Genomic DNA, 14,360 nt, shown 5'->3' on the forward strand with positions numbered 1-14,360 from the left:
ATTATCGACTATGCAAGGTTAAAACATCGCGCACCGGTGAAAAACTGCGACGATGCTCCTCACATGCACCAAACTCTTTTAAGGCAGCGACATGGGCCTGCGTCGGATAACCCATATGTGTTGCAAACCCATATTGAGGGTGACGCTCATGCAAAGCGGCCATCTGACGGTCCCGAGTCACTTTAGCCAATATAGAAGCTGCTGAGATAGCTGGTTCTTTGGTATCGCCTTTTACGATGGCTTCTGCCGCAATGGGCAATTCAGGGCAACGGTTACCATCGATTAGGGCTTTATCAGGCCACCCACCCAAACGCGTAGTGAGATCTTCAATCGCTCGACGCATCGCTAACATCGTTGCTTGCAAAATATTGATGTGATCAATTTCTGCTGGGCTTGCCTGACCAATCCCCCATGCTTTTGCCTTGAGCTGAATTTGTTCGAACAAAAATTCACGGCGCGCAGCGGATAATTTCTTAGAATCTTTTAAACCTACGATGGGATTTTCTGGATCTAATACGACTGCGCCAGCTACGACTGCGCCAGCTAGAGGGCCTCGCCCTGCCTCATCCACACCGCAAATCCAAATCAGACTCATTGGATTAACTCACCCACCAACATGTTTTTTACCAGCAGAAACTTGGGCAAGCGTTTGCGCTACAGCTTGGGCTACTAATAAACCAGTAGGCCGGCGCAAGGTCTCATGTATCTGAGCAAAACGCATTTGTAATTGACTGACTTGAGCGGGGTAGTTGAGCCAATCGAGTAAGGCATCTGCCAACTTATGTGGAGTAGCATCATCTTGCAATAACTCCGGCACCAGAAATTCACCGGCTAGAATATTGGGTAGTCCTACGTATGGCAAGTAGCCCTGCCGTTTCATAATCTGAGCAGTGAGCCAAGGCACCTTATAAGAAATCACCATCGGTTTTTTCCACAGCGCCGCTTGTAAAGTAGCAGTACCACTGGCAATGAGCACTACATCCGCAGCCTCTAGGATGAGATCTGCCTCACCATCAAGCAAATGAATCTGTAGATCGGGGTGCGCTTCTACAGTGCGCTTCAGTAAAATCTCTAGGGGCTCACGTAAGCGTGGCGTAGCTACCGGGATTAAGAAATGCAGTGGCTGCCCCCGCATGCGCTGTGCAAGCTCTACCATGGTGTCAAAAAAGATTGGAGCAATCAGCTCAATTTCAGAACCACGACTTCCAGGTAGTACAGCAATGATCGTGCCATCTAATGCATCGTGAGAGATATTTAGGATCTCGCAGAGGCGTTTTTTAGCTTGGGCTGGATGAGGCTCAAGCGGAATCTCGCTGGCTAAAGGATGTCCAACATAGGTAGCATTCATCCCAGCTTGCTCATAAATCTCTAGCTCAAATGGAAAAATACACAGCATTCTTTCTACTGCCTGCTTAATCTTTTTAATCCGCCCTGCCCGCCATGCCCAAATAGAAGGAGAGACAAAATGTAATGTAGGTATGCCAGCTTTACGCAAGGCCAATTCAACGCCTAAGTTAAAGTCTGGCGCATCAATCCCGAGATACACATCCGGCCTATCATCACCAAGCAAATTGGCAATTAATTCGCGACGTAGTTTCAGAATGGCGGGGAGCTGCTTGATCGCCTCAACATAGCCACGCACACTCAAGGTCTCCATCGGCCAGTCTGAACGCAAACCTACCGCCTGCATGCGCGGACCACCAACACCATACACCTCGAGATGGGCGGTATCCGGAATTTGTTTTAGAGCACTGAGTACTGGTGCAGCAAGCAAGTCCCCTGAAGGCTCTCCAGCAACACAGGCTAATTTAGGCACTAGCCTCTACCGAATAATGCCGCGTGTAGATGCGGCAATAAAATCATGAAATTGAGCAAGCTTTTCAGAGGTAGCGGCATCAGCAGTACTCGCAAGAACCATCTTGTGAATTTCTACCTTCGCTTCCTCGAAACTTAAGCCATCCTTATAAAGCACTTTATAAGCCTGACGTAAAGCCGAGATCGTATCACTTGAAAAACCACGACGTTTTAGACCTTCCACGTTGATGCCATGCGGAGAGGCCTTATCTCCAGCAGCGATCACAAAAGGTGGAATATCTTGTACTAAGGCAGAGGCCCCACCCAGCATGGCATGTTGCCCAATGCGCACGAACTGATGCACACCAGACATACCACCCATGATGGCCCAGTCATGAACTTGGACGTGACCCGCAATTTGCGCATTACTAGAAAAAATGGTGTTATTACCAATCTGACAATCGTGGGCAATATGTACGTAAGCCATGATCCAGTTGTCATTACCAATACGGGTAATACCTTCATCCTGAGTAGTGCCCGTATGAATAGTAGTAAATTCACGAACAGTATTGCGGTCACCCATAATCAGTTGAGTGGGTTCACCGCGATACTTCATATCCTGGGGTGTGCCACCAATCGCTGCAAAGTGAGCAAATATATTCTCTTGACCAATAGTCGTATGGCCCTCAATCACAGTATGCGAGCCGACTTTGCTGCCTGCGCCAATTTTGACATGGGGACCGATTACCGAGTAAGGCCCAATCTCTACATCACTGGCAATTTCAGCTTTACTATCGACTATGGCAGAGGCATGAATCTGAGTCATTACGCGCCTTTCGAACGAACCGCGCAAGTGATGTCTGCCTCTGCGGCTAATTCACCATCTACGGTTGCCTCAACATGGAACTTATAGATTCCAGCACGCTCTCGCTCTAACTTGGCTGTCATGATGAGCTGATCGCCTGGTAATACTCGCTTTTTAAAGCGGGCATTATCGATACCTGCAAAATAATAAACCGCATCCTCTGCACGCTCTTCAGAAAAAGTCAGTAGAGCAGCTGTTTGCGCCAAAGCCTCAATAATCAATACGCCCGGCATCACCGGAAAATCCGGAAAATGCCCCTGAAAGAAAGGTTCATTCATCGTGACATTTTTCAAGGCAGTAATACTTTGACGCGGCTCGAGCGCCAACACACGGTCTACCAATAAAAAGGGATAGCGGTGCGGCAATAAGTTCAAGATTTGATTAATGTCGATGGCAATAGCTTTACTCATATGTGTACCCGCTTAATAAAATTTCTGATGTAAGAAGATCAGCAGCCCTTAAGCGTCTGATCCCTTGGATTTATCCAATAAACGCAAGCGTTGACGTATTTTATCTAGGCCACGCAGAATGGCTGCATTTTTTTCCCACACACGATGCGGCATTGATGGATAGACACCTGTGTAGTGCTGCCCAGGCTCAGTAATAGAACGAATAATCGAAGTATTTCCAGATACGGTAGTTCTATCGGCAATCGTCAAGTGCCCTGCAAAATTAGCAGCGCCCCCAATAATGCAAAAGTTGCCTATCTTGGTACTACCTGATATTGCTGCGCAGCCAGCAATCACGCAACCCTTACCCACAACGACGTTATGCGCAATCTGGACTTGATTATCAATTTTTGTACCAGCCCCAATCGTAGTGTCTGCCATAGCACCACGATCGATCGTGGTGGAGGCACCAATTTCTACATCATCGCCAATCACTACCGCTCCCGTCTGGGGAATCTTGACCCACTCACCGCCAGTAGCAGAAAAATCAGGGGCAAAGCCAAAGCCATCTGCACCAATCACAGCGCCACTATGAATGATGCAGCGCTCACCAATTATCGTCTCAGAGTAAATAGAGACATGAGGGTAAATAAGTGTGTCACTAGCAATATGGGTATTTCTAGCAATGGTGCTATTGCCTAACAGTACAACCCGCTCACCAAGCTTGACGCCAGAACCAATCTGTACAAACGGTCCAATATGACATGAGGCCGGAATCATCGCCGAAGGATCTACCACAGCACTCTGATGCACTCCAGGGGCATGTACAGGCATAGCTACTTTTGCAAAATACTGTGCCATTCTAGCAAAGCTTGCATAAGGATTCTTGGCAACAAAGTAGGCCCGAGATGTGGCATGTGTACCTGGATTGGCCTGGAGAAACTCCAAATCAGATTGGCTGACAATCAATGCGCCAGCTAAACTATCGCTCGCTTGCTGGCGATAGAGTGGGTTTGAAAGAAAAGAGATGTGATGCGGATGAGCCCGCTCGAGGGGGGCGAGACCTTGAAATACAAGGGAGCCATCCCCCACCAAGCTTACTTGAAATTGTTCGGCCAGCTCGATGGCGGTGGGCATAAAACTTACTTCAGACTATTCAAAACCTTGATGACTTCATCAGTAATATCTACCTTTGGATTAGCATAGGCTGGATCTTGAATGATGACATCAATTTTTCTTTGTTCAGCAACCTGTTTGAGAGCTTGATTTGCTTTCTCAGCAATCTTGGCACGTTCTTCAAAGTTGCGCTGGTTCAAATCTTCAGTGTATTCACGTTGCTTACGCTGAAGCTCGCGATCTTGGTCGGCCAACTCCCGTTGACGACGTACACGATCCGCCTCAGACATCACCGCTGAGTCACGATCTAACTTTTCAGCAGCAGATTTAATCTTTTGTGCACTGTCACGAATATCATTTTGACGTTTCATGAATTCATTCTGCAACCGAGACTGACTTGCCTTAGCTAAGTTAGATTCGTTGAATACTTTCTCAACGTTAACAGCCGCAACCCGACTACCTACATCTTGTGCCATAACATTTTGGACTGCAAGAGCGGAGCAAATAGCGATCAAACTACATTGAATCCATTTAGAAGATTGACGAAGCTTCATAACACTTTCCTTAAACAATTAAAACGCTGTACCAACCTGGAACTGCAAACGCTGAATATTATCCGTTGGCAATGATTTGATCGGGATACCATAACTAAATTTTAGCGGACCCAGCGGTGATATCCATGATAAACCCAAGCCATAAGAGTATCGCAAGACCAGGTTAATATTCTCCCCATAGACATTACCGCCATCTACGAAGGTAAATACCCGCAAGGTCTTATCAATACCGGAGCCTGGAACCGGAACGGTATATTCCACGTTTGTGACGATTTTGGATTGGCCGCCCACTGGCTGATTTCGACCAAAATTAGGGTTATAAAAGGTGGGGCCGAGAGAGCCAGGTGCATAGCCTCGAACCGATCCAATACCACCTACGTAGTAGTTTTTGGTAATAGGGAATGGATTATTTCCATAAGCCTGGCCATAACCAACCTCGCCATTAAAAGACAAGATATTCCCTTTTGAGAAGGAATGGTACTTCTGATATTGACCAAACACACGGTAAAACGTCATATTTCCTGCTGGCGTACCGACTTCGGCACTCAGCTGCTGCAATGATCCCGAAGACGGAATTAACGCGCTATCACGCCCATCCCGCGACCAACCTACCGTTACAGGAATATTGTAAGTATTTAAAGTGCCAGGATAGCCCGGCGCAGCGATACCGTAACTTTGGGCATAAGTTAAGTAAGGTATCGGTGTATTAACAGTAGTCTGAATCTGGTAAGCCTCAATACCCGTTCCAAAAAACACTCGATCCACTTCAGTGTAGGGCACGCCAAATTTAATGTTGGATCCTACGGACTTAATCTGATAGTCAGGATCGCCAACGTAATACAAAGGCTTGGATGATCTGTAGAAGAGATCGGTATAGCGACTGATTCCATCTTCCGTAAAGTAAGGATCATAGTTCGATAAAGCAAGACTTTGATTAATCTTACCTAAGGAGAAATTGACCCCCACGGATGTTCCCGTTCCAAAGGCATTCTCTTGATTAATACCCGCTGACAGAATTAATTTCTCTGTAGATGAAAAACCAGCACCAATAGTCACGGCACCCGTTGGTTTTTCAGCAACCTTCACGTTTACATCGACCTGATCAGGAGATCCAGGAACATCCTGGGTTGAGATGTCCGTCTCTGTGAAATACCCTAAACGGTTAATACGTTTCTTAGATAAATCGATCTTCTCGCTATCGAACCAAGAGCTCTCAAATTGGCGGATTTCACGACGGATTACCATATCTCGAGTTTTGGCATTACCCGTCACGTTCACTTGACGCACGTATACACGACGACCTGGGTCAACCACCAAGGTTAAATCTACTTCGCTTAGCTCACGTCGAATATCCGGCTGCGGATTGATCGTTGCAAAAGCATAACCATATGACCCCAGGATTTCCGCAATCGCCTTAGTACTCTCCGTCAACTTGGCAGAGGAGAAGGTATCTCCAGCCTTCAGAGTGACGAGTTGAGTTAACTCCGCCTCTTTACCTAATAGATCGCCAGCTAAACGTACATTCTTTACCGTGAACTTAGAACCCTCAGAAATACTGACGGTCAAGTAGATGCCCTTCTTGTCTGGAGTGATCGACACCTGAGTAGAGTCAATCACGAACTCAAGATAACCACGATTGAGATAGTAAGAGCGAATATTCTCTAGATCAGCTGTTAACTTTTGTTTTGAATACAAATTATCTTTGCTGTACCAAGATAGCCATCCACCCGTTTTCAGTTGCATCTCACTCTTCAGAGTGCTTTCGCTGAACACTTTATTACCAATAAAGTTAATCTCCTGAATCTTCGCAACCGGACCTTCATCGATATTGAAATACACGGCCACTTGGTTGCGTTCTACTGGAGTCACTGTGGCGACAATTTCTGCGGCATACAAGCCCTTACCAACATAAGCACGCTTGAGCTCTTGCTCTGCCTTATCAATCAGCGCTTTGTCATAGAATCGCGCCTCTGCCACGCCGACTGCACTCAGTGATTTCCGAATATTGGCTTGATCAAACTCTTTCATGCCCGTAAATTCAATTCGGGAGATGGTGGGACGCTCTTCAACGATCACAATCAAGACATTGCCTTGCGCCTGAATCTGTACATCTCGGAAAAAGCCAGTGCTGTACAGCGCTTTAATGGAATCCGCGCCCTTCTCTGCGGTAAAAGTCTCGCCTACTTGAACTGGAAGATAGCTAAACACGGTTCCAGGCTCAACGCGCTGTAACCCTTCAATACGAATATCTTTAATGACAAAAGGATCTGCTGCCTGGGCACTCATGCAAAAACTCGCCGCAAGTACAAGGCAAGCCCGCACAAAAAATTGGGCTAAGACACGAAAAGTGGGTAGTAGAAAATTCAAGGTGAAAGGTAGCGTTGTAAATCGTTAAACAAGGCTAGCAAGGAAATGAAGATCAGCAGGAAAAACCCTAATTTTTGGAGCTTTTCTTGCATGGATACTGAAATTCGCTTGCCAGCAACCAACTCCCATGCATCATACAGGAGCTGACCCCCATCTAACATGGGGAAAGGTAGCAAATTTAACAAGCCAATACTGATGCTCATCAGCGCTAAAAACCCTACAAATGGCTGCCACCCCACCTGGGCTGACTTTCCAGCCATATCTGCAATGCTTAATGGGCCGCTCAGCTGCTTCAGCGCAGTATCTCCAGTAAATAAACCAATCATCAATCTTAGGGAAACCTTGGTAATTAAATAGACCCTTTCACCAGCAAAAGCAATCGCATCTATAGGGCCTAATTTGAGCTCAATCCAGCCCGATGAAGGCACAATCTGAGGCATAACCCCAAGTGCTTTCAGTGGGTCTGCTTCTGGGTGAATGCGCGGCAAATCCTCACTGTTAAAAACCTTGGTAAACCGATTCCCTTGAGGACTCTCCATCTCGAGAGCAAATCCCCGCTCACCCGTGATGGCATCCAATAAAAGCCAACGTAAGGCATTCCAACTCGGGACAGCATCAAACTCATTCAAGCTTGGGGGACGATTTTCAGAAAGAGATTGCCAGCCAATGACTCGATCACCCTCAAGCACCCCCATTTTTGCAGCGATCGATTGCTCTGGTGGAGCCTGTAAGCGCGCAGGCAATTGCGGCACACCGCTGACATAAATTACCGTAAACAAAACAATCGCCAACAAAAAGTTAGCAAATGGTCCTGCTGCCACGATGGCTGAACGCTGCCATAGTGGCTTGACATCAAAAGAGGCCAAGCGATCTTCTGCGTTGATCGATTGCTGGCTATCTCGGCCATCTAATAATTTGACATATCCGCCCAGCGGAATAGCGGCGAGTACCCACTCGGTGCCATTTTTTGCATGATAGGTAAAGATAGGCTTACCAAACCCCAAAGCAAAACGCAGTACTTTAACGCGACATAAACGAGCCACTAGAAAATGGCCGTACTCATGAAAACTCACTAGTACACCAATCGTGACTAAAAATGCTGCGAGTGTCATCAAGGCTTGCATCGCTAGCGCAATCTAAGGCTTCGTATCGCGAATGATCTTATTGGCGATTTGGCGTGCTTGCTCATCCACCTGCAAAATCAGCTCTAAGGAATTTGCTGGAACAGGCGCTAAGGTATTTAAGGTGCGCTCCACCACGGTAGCGATCTCTAAATAAGGAAGCCCTTCATCTAAGAATGCCGCTACAGCTACCTCGTTGGCTGCGTTCAAAATTGTTGGCGCAGTCCCTCCTGCACGTGCTGCAGAAAATGCTAAATTTAAGCAAGGATATTGAGAGAAATTCGGCTCAAAGAAACTTAAGTTTGCTAATTGGATCAAGCTGAGTGGCGCAACGCCTGCATGGATGCGCTCGGGCCAAGCCAGCCCATAAGCAATAGGCGTCCGCATATCGGGCTGACCCAATTGCGCTAGTACTGAACCATCACGGTAGCGCACCATCGAATGCACTACGCTTTGCGGATGAATCAATACTTTAATTTTTTCCAAGGGCAAGCCAAACAGCCAAAAGGCCTCTATTACCTCAAGACCTTTATTCATCATCGTCGCTGAGTCTACAGAGATCTTTCGGCCCATTACCCAGTTAGGATGCGCGCATGCTTGCTCAGGCGTGATTGTGGATAGTTCTGTAAGTGCCTTATTTCTGAATGGCCCACCTGAAGCAGTCAACCAAAACTCTTCAACGCCCAAGGGCTCTATTTGATCTGGAGATGATTTGGTAAATTGATTGGGTAGACATTGGAAGATGGCATTGTGCTCACTATCTATGGGCAGTAGTTCACCGCCCCCTTCTTTCATAGCCTGCATAAATAAATTGCCCGACATGACGAGCGCCTCTTTATTTGCCAGCAAGACCCGTTTACCCGCTTTCGCTGCAGCCATCGTAGGTACCAAACCAGCTGCTCCTACAATCGCCGCCATCACCGTGTCACAAGCGGAATCAGTCACAGCGGTGACTAAAGCATCAGGACCATACAGCACCTGCGTCTTAATATTGCGTGTGTACAGTAACTGGGTCAAACGACTGGCGCCCTCTGCTGTGGCTACTACCGCAAGCGCAGGCTTGAATTCAACGCATTGCTCTGCCAGGCGCTCAATTTGCTTTCCGGCAGTAAGGGCCACTACTTGAAAACGATCTGGGTGGGCACGAATGACATCGAGTGTATTCATACCAATGGATCCCGTGGATCCTAAGATGGCTATCTTTCTCACTGACATCACACCAATCCAGCTAGTAAGGCAGCAATCGGCATGGTTGGCAGTAAGGCATCGACACGATCTAACACTCCGCCATGACCGGGCAATAAATGGCTACTATCTTTAACACCGGCCAAACGCTTTAGTTGTGACTCAAATAGGTCGCCAAAGACACTCAATGCCACTAAGACTGTCACCATCAAGAACATCGGGACCCAACCAAATCGAATCGCCCACGCACCAAATAAGGTGTCTCCTAGCGGTAAATACAGTACGCACAAAAGTGCATAGAGGTAGCACAATACCAGTCCTCCGAGCGCGCCCTCAATCGATTTCCCAGGGCTAATATTTACTGCAAGCTTGTGCTTTCCAAAAGCCTTACCAATAAAGTAAGCGCCAATATCTGCAACCCACACCAAGGTAATACTGCTCAATAAGAAGATTAGCCCCAGCTCGCGCAAGAAAACTAAAGCAAACCAAGTCGCCGGAAGAATGATGAGGCCTATGATGCTGTAAAAAGGTTTCCATTTTTCAAATGGAAGATTCATCCCTTTTGCCAAAATGAATGGCGCCACAAATAACCAAAAGAGCGCCGCCATCATCAGTACAGAGAATTGCCATGAGACCGCTTTCATACCCAATAAAAATAGAATAATCACTAAGCAAAAAACAGCATAGAGCCAAGCAGCCCATTTAGCCCCTGGAGCAATCATCCGACTCCATTCCCATGAAGCGATGATCATCGCCACCAAAAAGAAGGCGCCTAAATAGAATGTTGGCAATAAGAATAGTGTTGGCAATAGCACCGCCAAGAGGAGTAAAGCCGTTATGACTCGGGTTTTCAGCATATATAAATACTATGCTTCTTATTAAACTGCATCACTCATAGGCTCCGCAGTTACGCCGGCTGCCAATTGGGCACTCGTACGGCCAAAACGGCGTTCACGTTGACCAAACCAATCAAAAGCTTTGCGTAATTCCACTTCATCGAAATCAGGCCAGAGCGTATCTGTGAAATACAACTCGGTATAAGCCAATTGCCACAATAGAAAATTACTGACACGCTGTTCGCCACCAGTACGAATAAAAAGATCAGGCTCTGGGGCATAAGCCATAGATAAATGAGGCTGCAAGAGCGCCTCTGAAACTTGCTCGGGCTTTAGATTGGGATGAAGCGCTACGCACTTTTGCATCGCCTGTAAAATATCCCAACGACCACCGTAATTAGCAGCCACTGTCAACGTTAAGCGCTGACCTCCCGCAGTTTTTTCTTCAGAAAATTTCACCAACTCCTGAATCGCTGGATCAAACCGACTTAAATCCCCAATCATTCGCAAGGTAATCTTATTTTCCGCTAGGGTAGATACTTCACCGCTCAATGATTTCAAAAAGAGCTTCATCAGAAAACCCACTTCTTCTGGTGGACGACGCCAGTTCTCAGAGCTAAATGCAAAAATAGTGAGGTATTCCACTCCTTGTGTGACGCACTCCTGAACCACCTTACGCACAGCACGTAGGCCTTCTGCATGCCCTGCCACACGCGGCATAAAACGCTTACTGGCCCACCGACCATTACCGTCCATGATGATGGCTACATGACGAGGGATAGCGCTAATCTCTGGAACAGTCAGAGTAGAGCTGGTGTGTTTAGTCATGGCTAAGAATCAAAAGCGTCATCATGAGGTCTAAACCGTCATGATCTCTTTTTCTTTTTCTGAAACAATCTTATCAACATCCACAACTGCACGATCTGTCATCTTCTGGATTTCATCGGTAGCACGACGCTCTTCATCTTCAGAGATTTCTTTGTCTTTAGTTAGGCGCTTTAAATGCTCGTTAGCATCACGACGTAAATTGCGTACTGCAATTTTGGTATCTTCACCCTCGTTTTTAACAACCTTGGTTAAATCCCGACGGCGCTCTTCTGTCAGCGCTGGCATAGGCACACGAATTACCGTGCCCTGTGATGCAGGGTTCAAGCCAAGGTCAGAATCACGAATCGCCTTTTCAATAGCAGCAACCATTGTTTTTTCGAAAGGCTGCACATTTATCGTTCTTGCATCAGCCAAACCCAAACTAGCCACCTGGCTCAATGGGGTGGGGTTACCGTAGTAATCGACCTGAATGTGTTCCAAAATTCCGGGGTTGGCACGACCAGAACGAATTTTTGCCAAGTTAGTTTTCAGAGCCTCAAGAGACTTCTGCATCTTTTGATCAGTAGTAGTTTTTATTTCTGTTGCGGACATCAAGCCTCCTATTAAACGTGTACTAAAGTACCTTCAGACTCACCCTGTACAACACGCATCAATGCGCCTGGCTTAAGTATGGAAAATACTTTGATTGGTAATTTACGATCCCGGCATAAGGCAAAAGCCGTGGCATCCATCACTTGCAGATTTTTAATGATAGCTTCGTCAAACGTAATGGTTTTGTATAAAGTAGCGCTAGGCTCTTTGACCGGATCAGCGGTATAAATGCCATCCACCTTAGTAGCTTTCAACATAATCTCCACGCCCATCTCGGCGCCACGCAAAGCCGCTGCAGTATCTGTTGTAAAGAAAGGGTTACCTGTGCCTGCGGCAAAGATCACGACCTTGCCTTCACTTAATGCACGAATTGCTCGTGGACGAATGTAAGGCTCCACCACTTGGTCCATTCTCAAAGCAGATTGAACCCGTGCCTCCACCCCTTTTTGACGCAAGGCATCTTGCAGAGCTAAAGAATTCATCATGGTGGCAAGCATTCCCATGTAATCTGCTGTGGCACGGTCCATGCCAGCAGCACCGCCTGCAACGCCACGAAAAATATTACCGCCGCCGATGACGATGGCTAACTCCACTCCACTATTAACCACCTCAGCAATTTCTTTCACCATCGAATCGATCGTGATCGGGTTGATACCGAAAGCATCGTCGCCCATAAGGGCTTCACCAGAGAGTTTTAAGAGAACGCGTTTGTAGGCTGGCATTGTTTTATTTTCCGTAATTTGCCAAGTAATTTACTTACTTAGCTTATTGATCTTTAAGTACTTTTTAATATTATGCTCAAATTATAAAGGGCTTGGCAGAGATCAAACAAAAGGGCATAGAAACCGAGGTTTCTATGCCCTTTTGAGGATTACTGTCTTCCCAGGTGTATCAGGAAGTCATTGCCATCAGGCGCCCTTAAGCACCCTTTGCAGCAGCCACCTGAGCAGCTACTTCAGCAGCAAAGTCATCTTGACGCTTCTCAATGCCCTCACCTACAACAAACATAGTGAAGCCTTTGATAGTCGTGTTGGCAGCCTTGAGCATTTGCTCTACTGTTTGCTTGTCATTTTTCACAAACGTTTGGTTCAACAGGGAAACTTCTTTCAAGTACTTCTGAATAGAACCTTCCACCATCTTCTCAACGATCTCAGCAGGCTTGCCAGATTCAGCAGCTTTTTGAACAGCAACACTACGCTCAATCGCAATAGATTCAGCAGGCACATCAGCCATCGACAAAGCCACTGGCTTCATCGCAGCAATGTGCATTGCCACATCTTTAGCGGCAGTCTCATCACCCTCATACTCCACCATGACACCAATGCGAGTACCGTGAAGATAAGACACGAGCTTATTAGCGCCAGTAAAGCGCTTGAAGCGACGTGGCATGATGTTCTCGCCGATCTTACCGATCAGTGCGCTGCGTACAGTATCTACCGTTGAATCATTCATAGGCAACGCTAATAGAGCAGCAACATCAGCTGGATTATTTTGCGCAATCAACTTCACACAATTTGCTGTGAATGCCAAGAAGTCATCATTCTTAGAAACGAAATCGGTTTCGCAGTTCACTTCAAGCAAGGCACCGGTAGTTCCGTCGATGAAAGACACAACAATTCCTTCAGCAGTTACTCGGGAAGCGGCTTTACCAGCCTTACTTCCCAGCTTAACGCGCAAAATTTCTTCTGCTCTAGCCATGTCGCCATCAGCCTCAGTCAAGGCCTTTTTACATTCCATCATCGGGGCATCAGTTTTGGCGCGTAACTCGCCAACCATTGCAGCGGTAATAGCAGCCATTATTCAGCTTTCCCTTCTTCTACAAACTCTTCTTCACCTTCTTTAACCGCAATCAAAATTTCTTGAACAGAGTTTGCTTTACCTTCTAGGATGGCATCTGCAATGCCGCGCGTGTAGAGTAATACTGCTTTGCTGGAGTCATCGTTACCTGGGATGATGTAATCCACACCTTCTGGTGAGTGGTTGGTATCTACCACTGCGATCACTGGAATACCGAGCTTGTTTGCTTCAGTAATAGCAATCTTGTGATAGCCAACGTCCACAACGAAAATTGCATCAGGAACACCGTTCAGATCTTGAATACCGCCGAGGGCTTTTTGCAATTTGTCGAGATCACGGTCATTAGTCAAAGCTTCTTTCTTAGAAAGCTTGTCCCAATCACCTGCTTCTTTAGCAACAGCCATATCCTTCAAACGCTTGAGGGAGCCTTTCACTGTTTTGAAATTGGTGAGCGTACCGCCCAACCAGCGACTGTCGATATAAGGCATACCAGCACGCGCAGCTTCTTCAGCAATGATTTCACGTGACTGACGCTTAGTGCCAACGAATAAGATCGTTCCACGGTTTGCAGCAATTTGTTTGACAAATTTCAGGGAGTCCTGAAACATTGGCAATGTTTTTTCCAAATTGATAATGTGGATTTTATTGCGATGGCCGAAAATATAAGGGGCCATTCTTGGTGACCAGAAACGGGTTTGATGACCAAAATGGCAACCGGCTTCTAGCATTTCACGCATAGTGACTGACATAACTTCTCCTAAGGGTTGTGTTCTAAGATTGAGTCCTAGCTGCGCTAAAAAACGCCACCCTGGAAGGCTCAACCCGCGATTTCAAATCAAAAATTGACCTGATACATAAATTATAGCTTAAATATCAATCACCTAGCGATCAGATCGCTATCCAAGAATCAGTAAAGC

Annotated in this window: 15 protein-coding genes; all 15 read right to left on the reverse strand. The window is 46.6% G+C overall.

Annotated elements, in window-relative coordinates:
• Window position 1 precedes the first annotated feature (1 nt).
• Window positions 2-595 carry a ribonuclease HII gene (rnhB, locus tag DCO16_RS07500; RefSeq protein ID WP_173943069.1) on the reverse strand — a complete coding sequence of 198 codons (594 nt, stop codon included), beginning with the start codon at window positions 593-595 and terminating at the stop codon, window positions 2-4.
• 9 nt (window positions 596-604) lie between these two features.
• The gene (gene lpxB / locus DCO16_RS07505) at window positions 605-1,816 is read right to left on the reverse strand and encodes a lipid-A-disaccharide synthase (RefSeq protein ID WP_173943070.1); all 1,212 of its coding nucleotides are present in this window, start codon (window positions 1,814-1,816) and stop codon (window positions 605-607) included.
• Between the two features lie 6 nt (window positions 1,817-1,822).
• Window positions 1,823-2,620 carry an acyl-ACP--UDP-N-acetylglucosamine O-acyltransferase gene (lpxA, locus tag DCO16_RS07510; RefSeq protein ID WP_173943071.1) on the reverse strand — a complete coding sequence of 266 codons (798 nt, stop codon included), beginning with the start codon at window positions 2,618-2,620 and terminating at the stop codon, window positions 1,823-1,825.
• Window positions 2,620-3,069 (reverse strand): 3-hydroxyacyl-ACP dehydratase FabZ, encoded by a 450-nt coding sequence (gene fabZ, locus DCO16_RS07515; RefSeq protein WP_173943072.1) that lies wholly within the window; start codon window positions 3,067-3,069, stop codon window positions 2,620-2,622. The genes lpxA and fabZ overlap by 1 nt, the downstream gene beginning before the upstream one ends.
• 48 nt (window positions 3,070-3,117) lie before the next feature.
• Window positions 3,118-4,185: a UDP-3-O-(3-hydroxymyristoyl)glucosamine N-acyltransferase gene (lpxD, locus tag DCO16_RS07520; RefSeq protein ID WP_173943073.1), complete on the reverse strand. Its 1,068-nt coding sequence runs from the start codon at window positions 4,183-4,185 to the stop codon at window positions 3,118-3,120.
• Window positions 4,186-4,190: 5 nt separating this feature from the next.
• On the reverse strand, window positions 4,191-4,718 hold the full coding sequence (locus tag DCO16_RS07525) for an OmpH/Skp family outer membrane protein (protein ID WP_173943074.1): 528 nt from the start codon (window positions 4,716-4,718) through the stop codon (window positions 4,191-4,193).
• An 18-nt stretch (window positions 4,719-4,736) separates the two neighbouring features.
• Window positions 4,737-7,004, reverse strand: coding sequence for an outer membrane protein assembly factor BamA (bamA, locus tag DCO16_RS07530; RefSeq protein ID WP_173943075.1), 2,268 nt, complete (start codon window positions 7,002-7,004; stop codon window positions 4,737-4,739).
• A gap of 77 nt (window positions 7,005-7,081) precedes the next feature.
• Complete coding sequence (locus tag DCO16_RS07535) at window positions 7,082-8,209, reverse strand: M50 family metallopeptidase (protein WP_173943076.1); 1,128 nt, start codon at window positions 8,207-8,209, stop codon at window positions 7,082-7,084.
• Window positions 8,210-8,221: 12 nt separating this feature from the next.
• Window positions 8,222-9,415, reverse strand: a complete 1,194-nt coding sequence (ispC, locus tag DCO16_RS07540; RefSeq protein ID WP_217426733.1) for a 1-deoxy-D-xylulose-5-phosphate reductoisomerase — start codon at window positions 9,413-9,415, stop codon at window positions 8,222-8,224.
• A gap of 5 nt (window positions 9,416-9,420) precedes the next feature.
• Entirely contained in the window at window positions 9,421-10,248 is an 828-nt protein-coding gene (locus tag DCO16_RS07545) for a phosphatidate cytidylyltransferase (protein ID WP_173943078.1), read from the reverse strand.
• A gap of 21 nt (window positions 10,249-10,269) precedes the next feature.
• Window positions 10,270-11,055, reverse strand: coding sequence for a polyprenyl diphosphate synthase (gene uppS / locus DCO16_RS07550; RefSeq protein WP_173943079.1), 786 nt, complete (start codon window positions 11,053-11,055; stop codon window positions 10,270-10,272).
• A gap of 30 nt (window positions 11,056-11,085) precedes the next feature.
• A complete protein-coding gene (frr, locus tag DCO16_RS07555; RefSeq protein WP_173943080.1) occupies window positions 11,086-11,646 on the reverse strand; it encodes a ribosome recycling factor in 561 nt (186 codons plus the stop codon).
• A gap of 11 nt (window positions 11,647-11,657) precedes the next feature.
• Window positions 11,658-12,368, reverse strand: coding sequence for a UMP kinase (pyrH, locus tag DCO16_RS07560; RefSeq protein WP_173943081.1), 711 nt, complete (start codon window positions 12,366-12,368; stop codon window positions 11,658-11,660).
• Between the two features lie 196 nt (window positions 12,369-12,564).
• On the reverse strand, window positions 12,565-13,443 hold the full coding sequence (gene tsf / locus DCO16_RS07565; RefSeq protein WP_173943082.1) for a translation elongation factor Ts: 879 nt from the start codon (window positions 13,441-13,443) through the stop codon (window positions 12,565-12,567).
• Complete coding sequence (rpsB, locus tag DCO16_RS07570; protein WP_173943083.1) at window positions 13,443-14,192, reverse strand: 30S ribosomal protein S2; 750 nt, start codon at window positions 14,190-14,192, stop codon at window positions 13,443-13,445. Before rpsB ends, tsf begins: the two co-directional genes overlap by 1 nt.
• Window positions 14,193-14,360: the final 168 nt, after the last annotated feature.

Source organism: Polynucleobacter antarcticus (genome assembly GCF_013307245.1).
GTDB lineage: Bacteria > Pseudomonadota > Gammaproteobacteria > Burkholderiales > Burkholderiaceae > Polynucleobacter > Polynucleobacter antarcticus.

What these genes read in the sequence shown, in the direction of transcription:
- rnhB (WP_173943069.1), bottom strand. Translation starts at nt 595, where the DNA reads ATGAGTCTGATTTGGATTTGCGGTGTGGATGAGGCAGGGCGAGGCCCT.
- lpxA (WP_173943071.1), bottom strand. Translation starts at nt 2,620, where the DNA reads ATGACTCAGATTCATGCCTCTGCCATAGTCGATAGTAAAGCTGAAATT.
- fabZ (WP_173943072.1), bottom strand. Translation starts at nt 3,069, where the DNA reads ATGAGTAAAGCTATTGCCATCGACATTAATCAAATCTTGAACTTATTG.
- lpxD (WP_173943073.1), bottom strand. Translation starts at nt 4,185, where the DNA reads ATGCCCACCGCCATCGAGCTGGCCGAACAATTTCAAGTAAGCTTGGTG.
- DCO16_RS07525 (WP_173943074.1), bottom strand. Translation starts at nt 4,718, where the DNA reads ATGAAGCTTCGTCAATCTTCTAAATGGATTCAATGTAGTTTGATCGCT.
- bamA (WP_173943075.1), bottom strand. Translation starts at nt 7,004, where the DNA reads ATGAGTGCCCAGGCAGCAGATCCTTTTGTCATTAAAGATATTCGTATT.
- DCO16_RS07535 (WP_173943076.1), bottom strand. Translation starts at nt 8,209, where the DNA reads ATGCAAGCCTTGATGACACTCGCAGCATTTTTAGTCACGATTGGTGTA.
- DCO16_RS07545 (WP_173943078.1), bottom strand. Translation starts at nt 10,248, where the DNA reads ATGCTGAAAACCCGAGTCATAACGGCTTTACTCCTCTTGGCGGTGCTA.
- uppS (WP_173943079.1), bottom strand. Translation starts at nt 11,055, where the DNA reads ATGACTAAACACACCAGCTCTACTCTGACTGTTCCAGAGATTAGCGCT.
- frr (WP_173943080.1), bottom strand. Translation starts at nt 11,646, where the DNA reads ATGTCCGCAACAGAAATAAAAACTACTACTGATCAAAAGATGCAGAAG.
- pyrH (WP_173943081.1), bottom strand. Translation starts at nt 12,368, where the DNA reads ATGCCAGCCTACAAACGCGTTCTCTTAAAACTCTCTGGTGAAGCCCTT.
- tsf (WP_173943082.1), bottom strand. Translation starts at nt 13,443, where the DNA reads ATGGCTGCTATTACCGCTGCAATGGTTGGCGAGTTACGCGCCAAAACT.
- rpsB (WP_173943083.1), bottom strand. Translation starts at nt 14,192, where the DNA reads ATGTCAGTCACTATGCGTGAAATGCTAGAAGCCGGTTGCCATTTTGGT.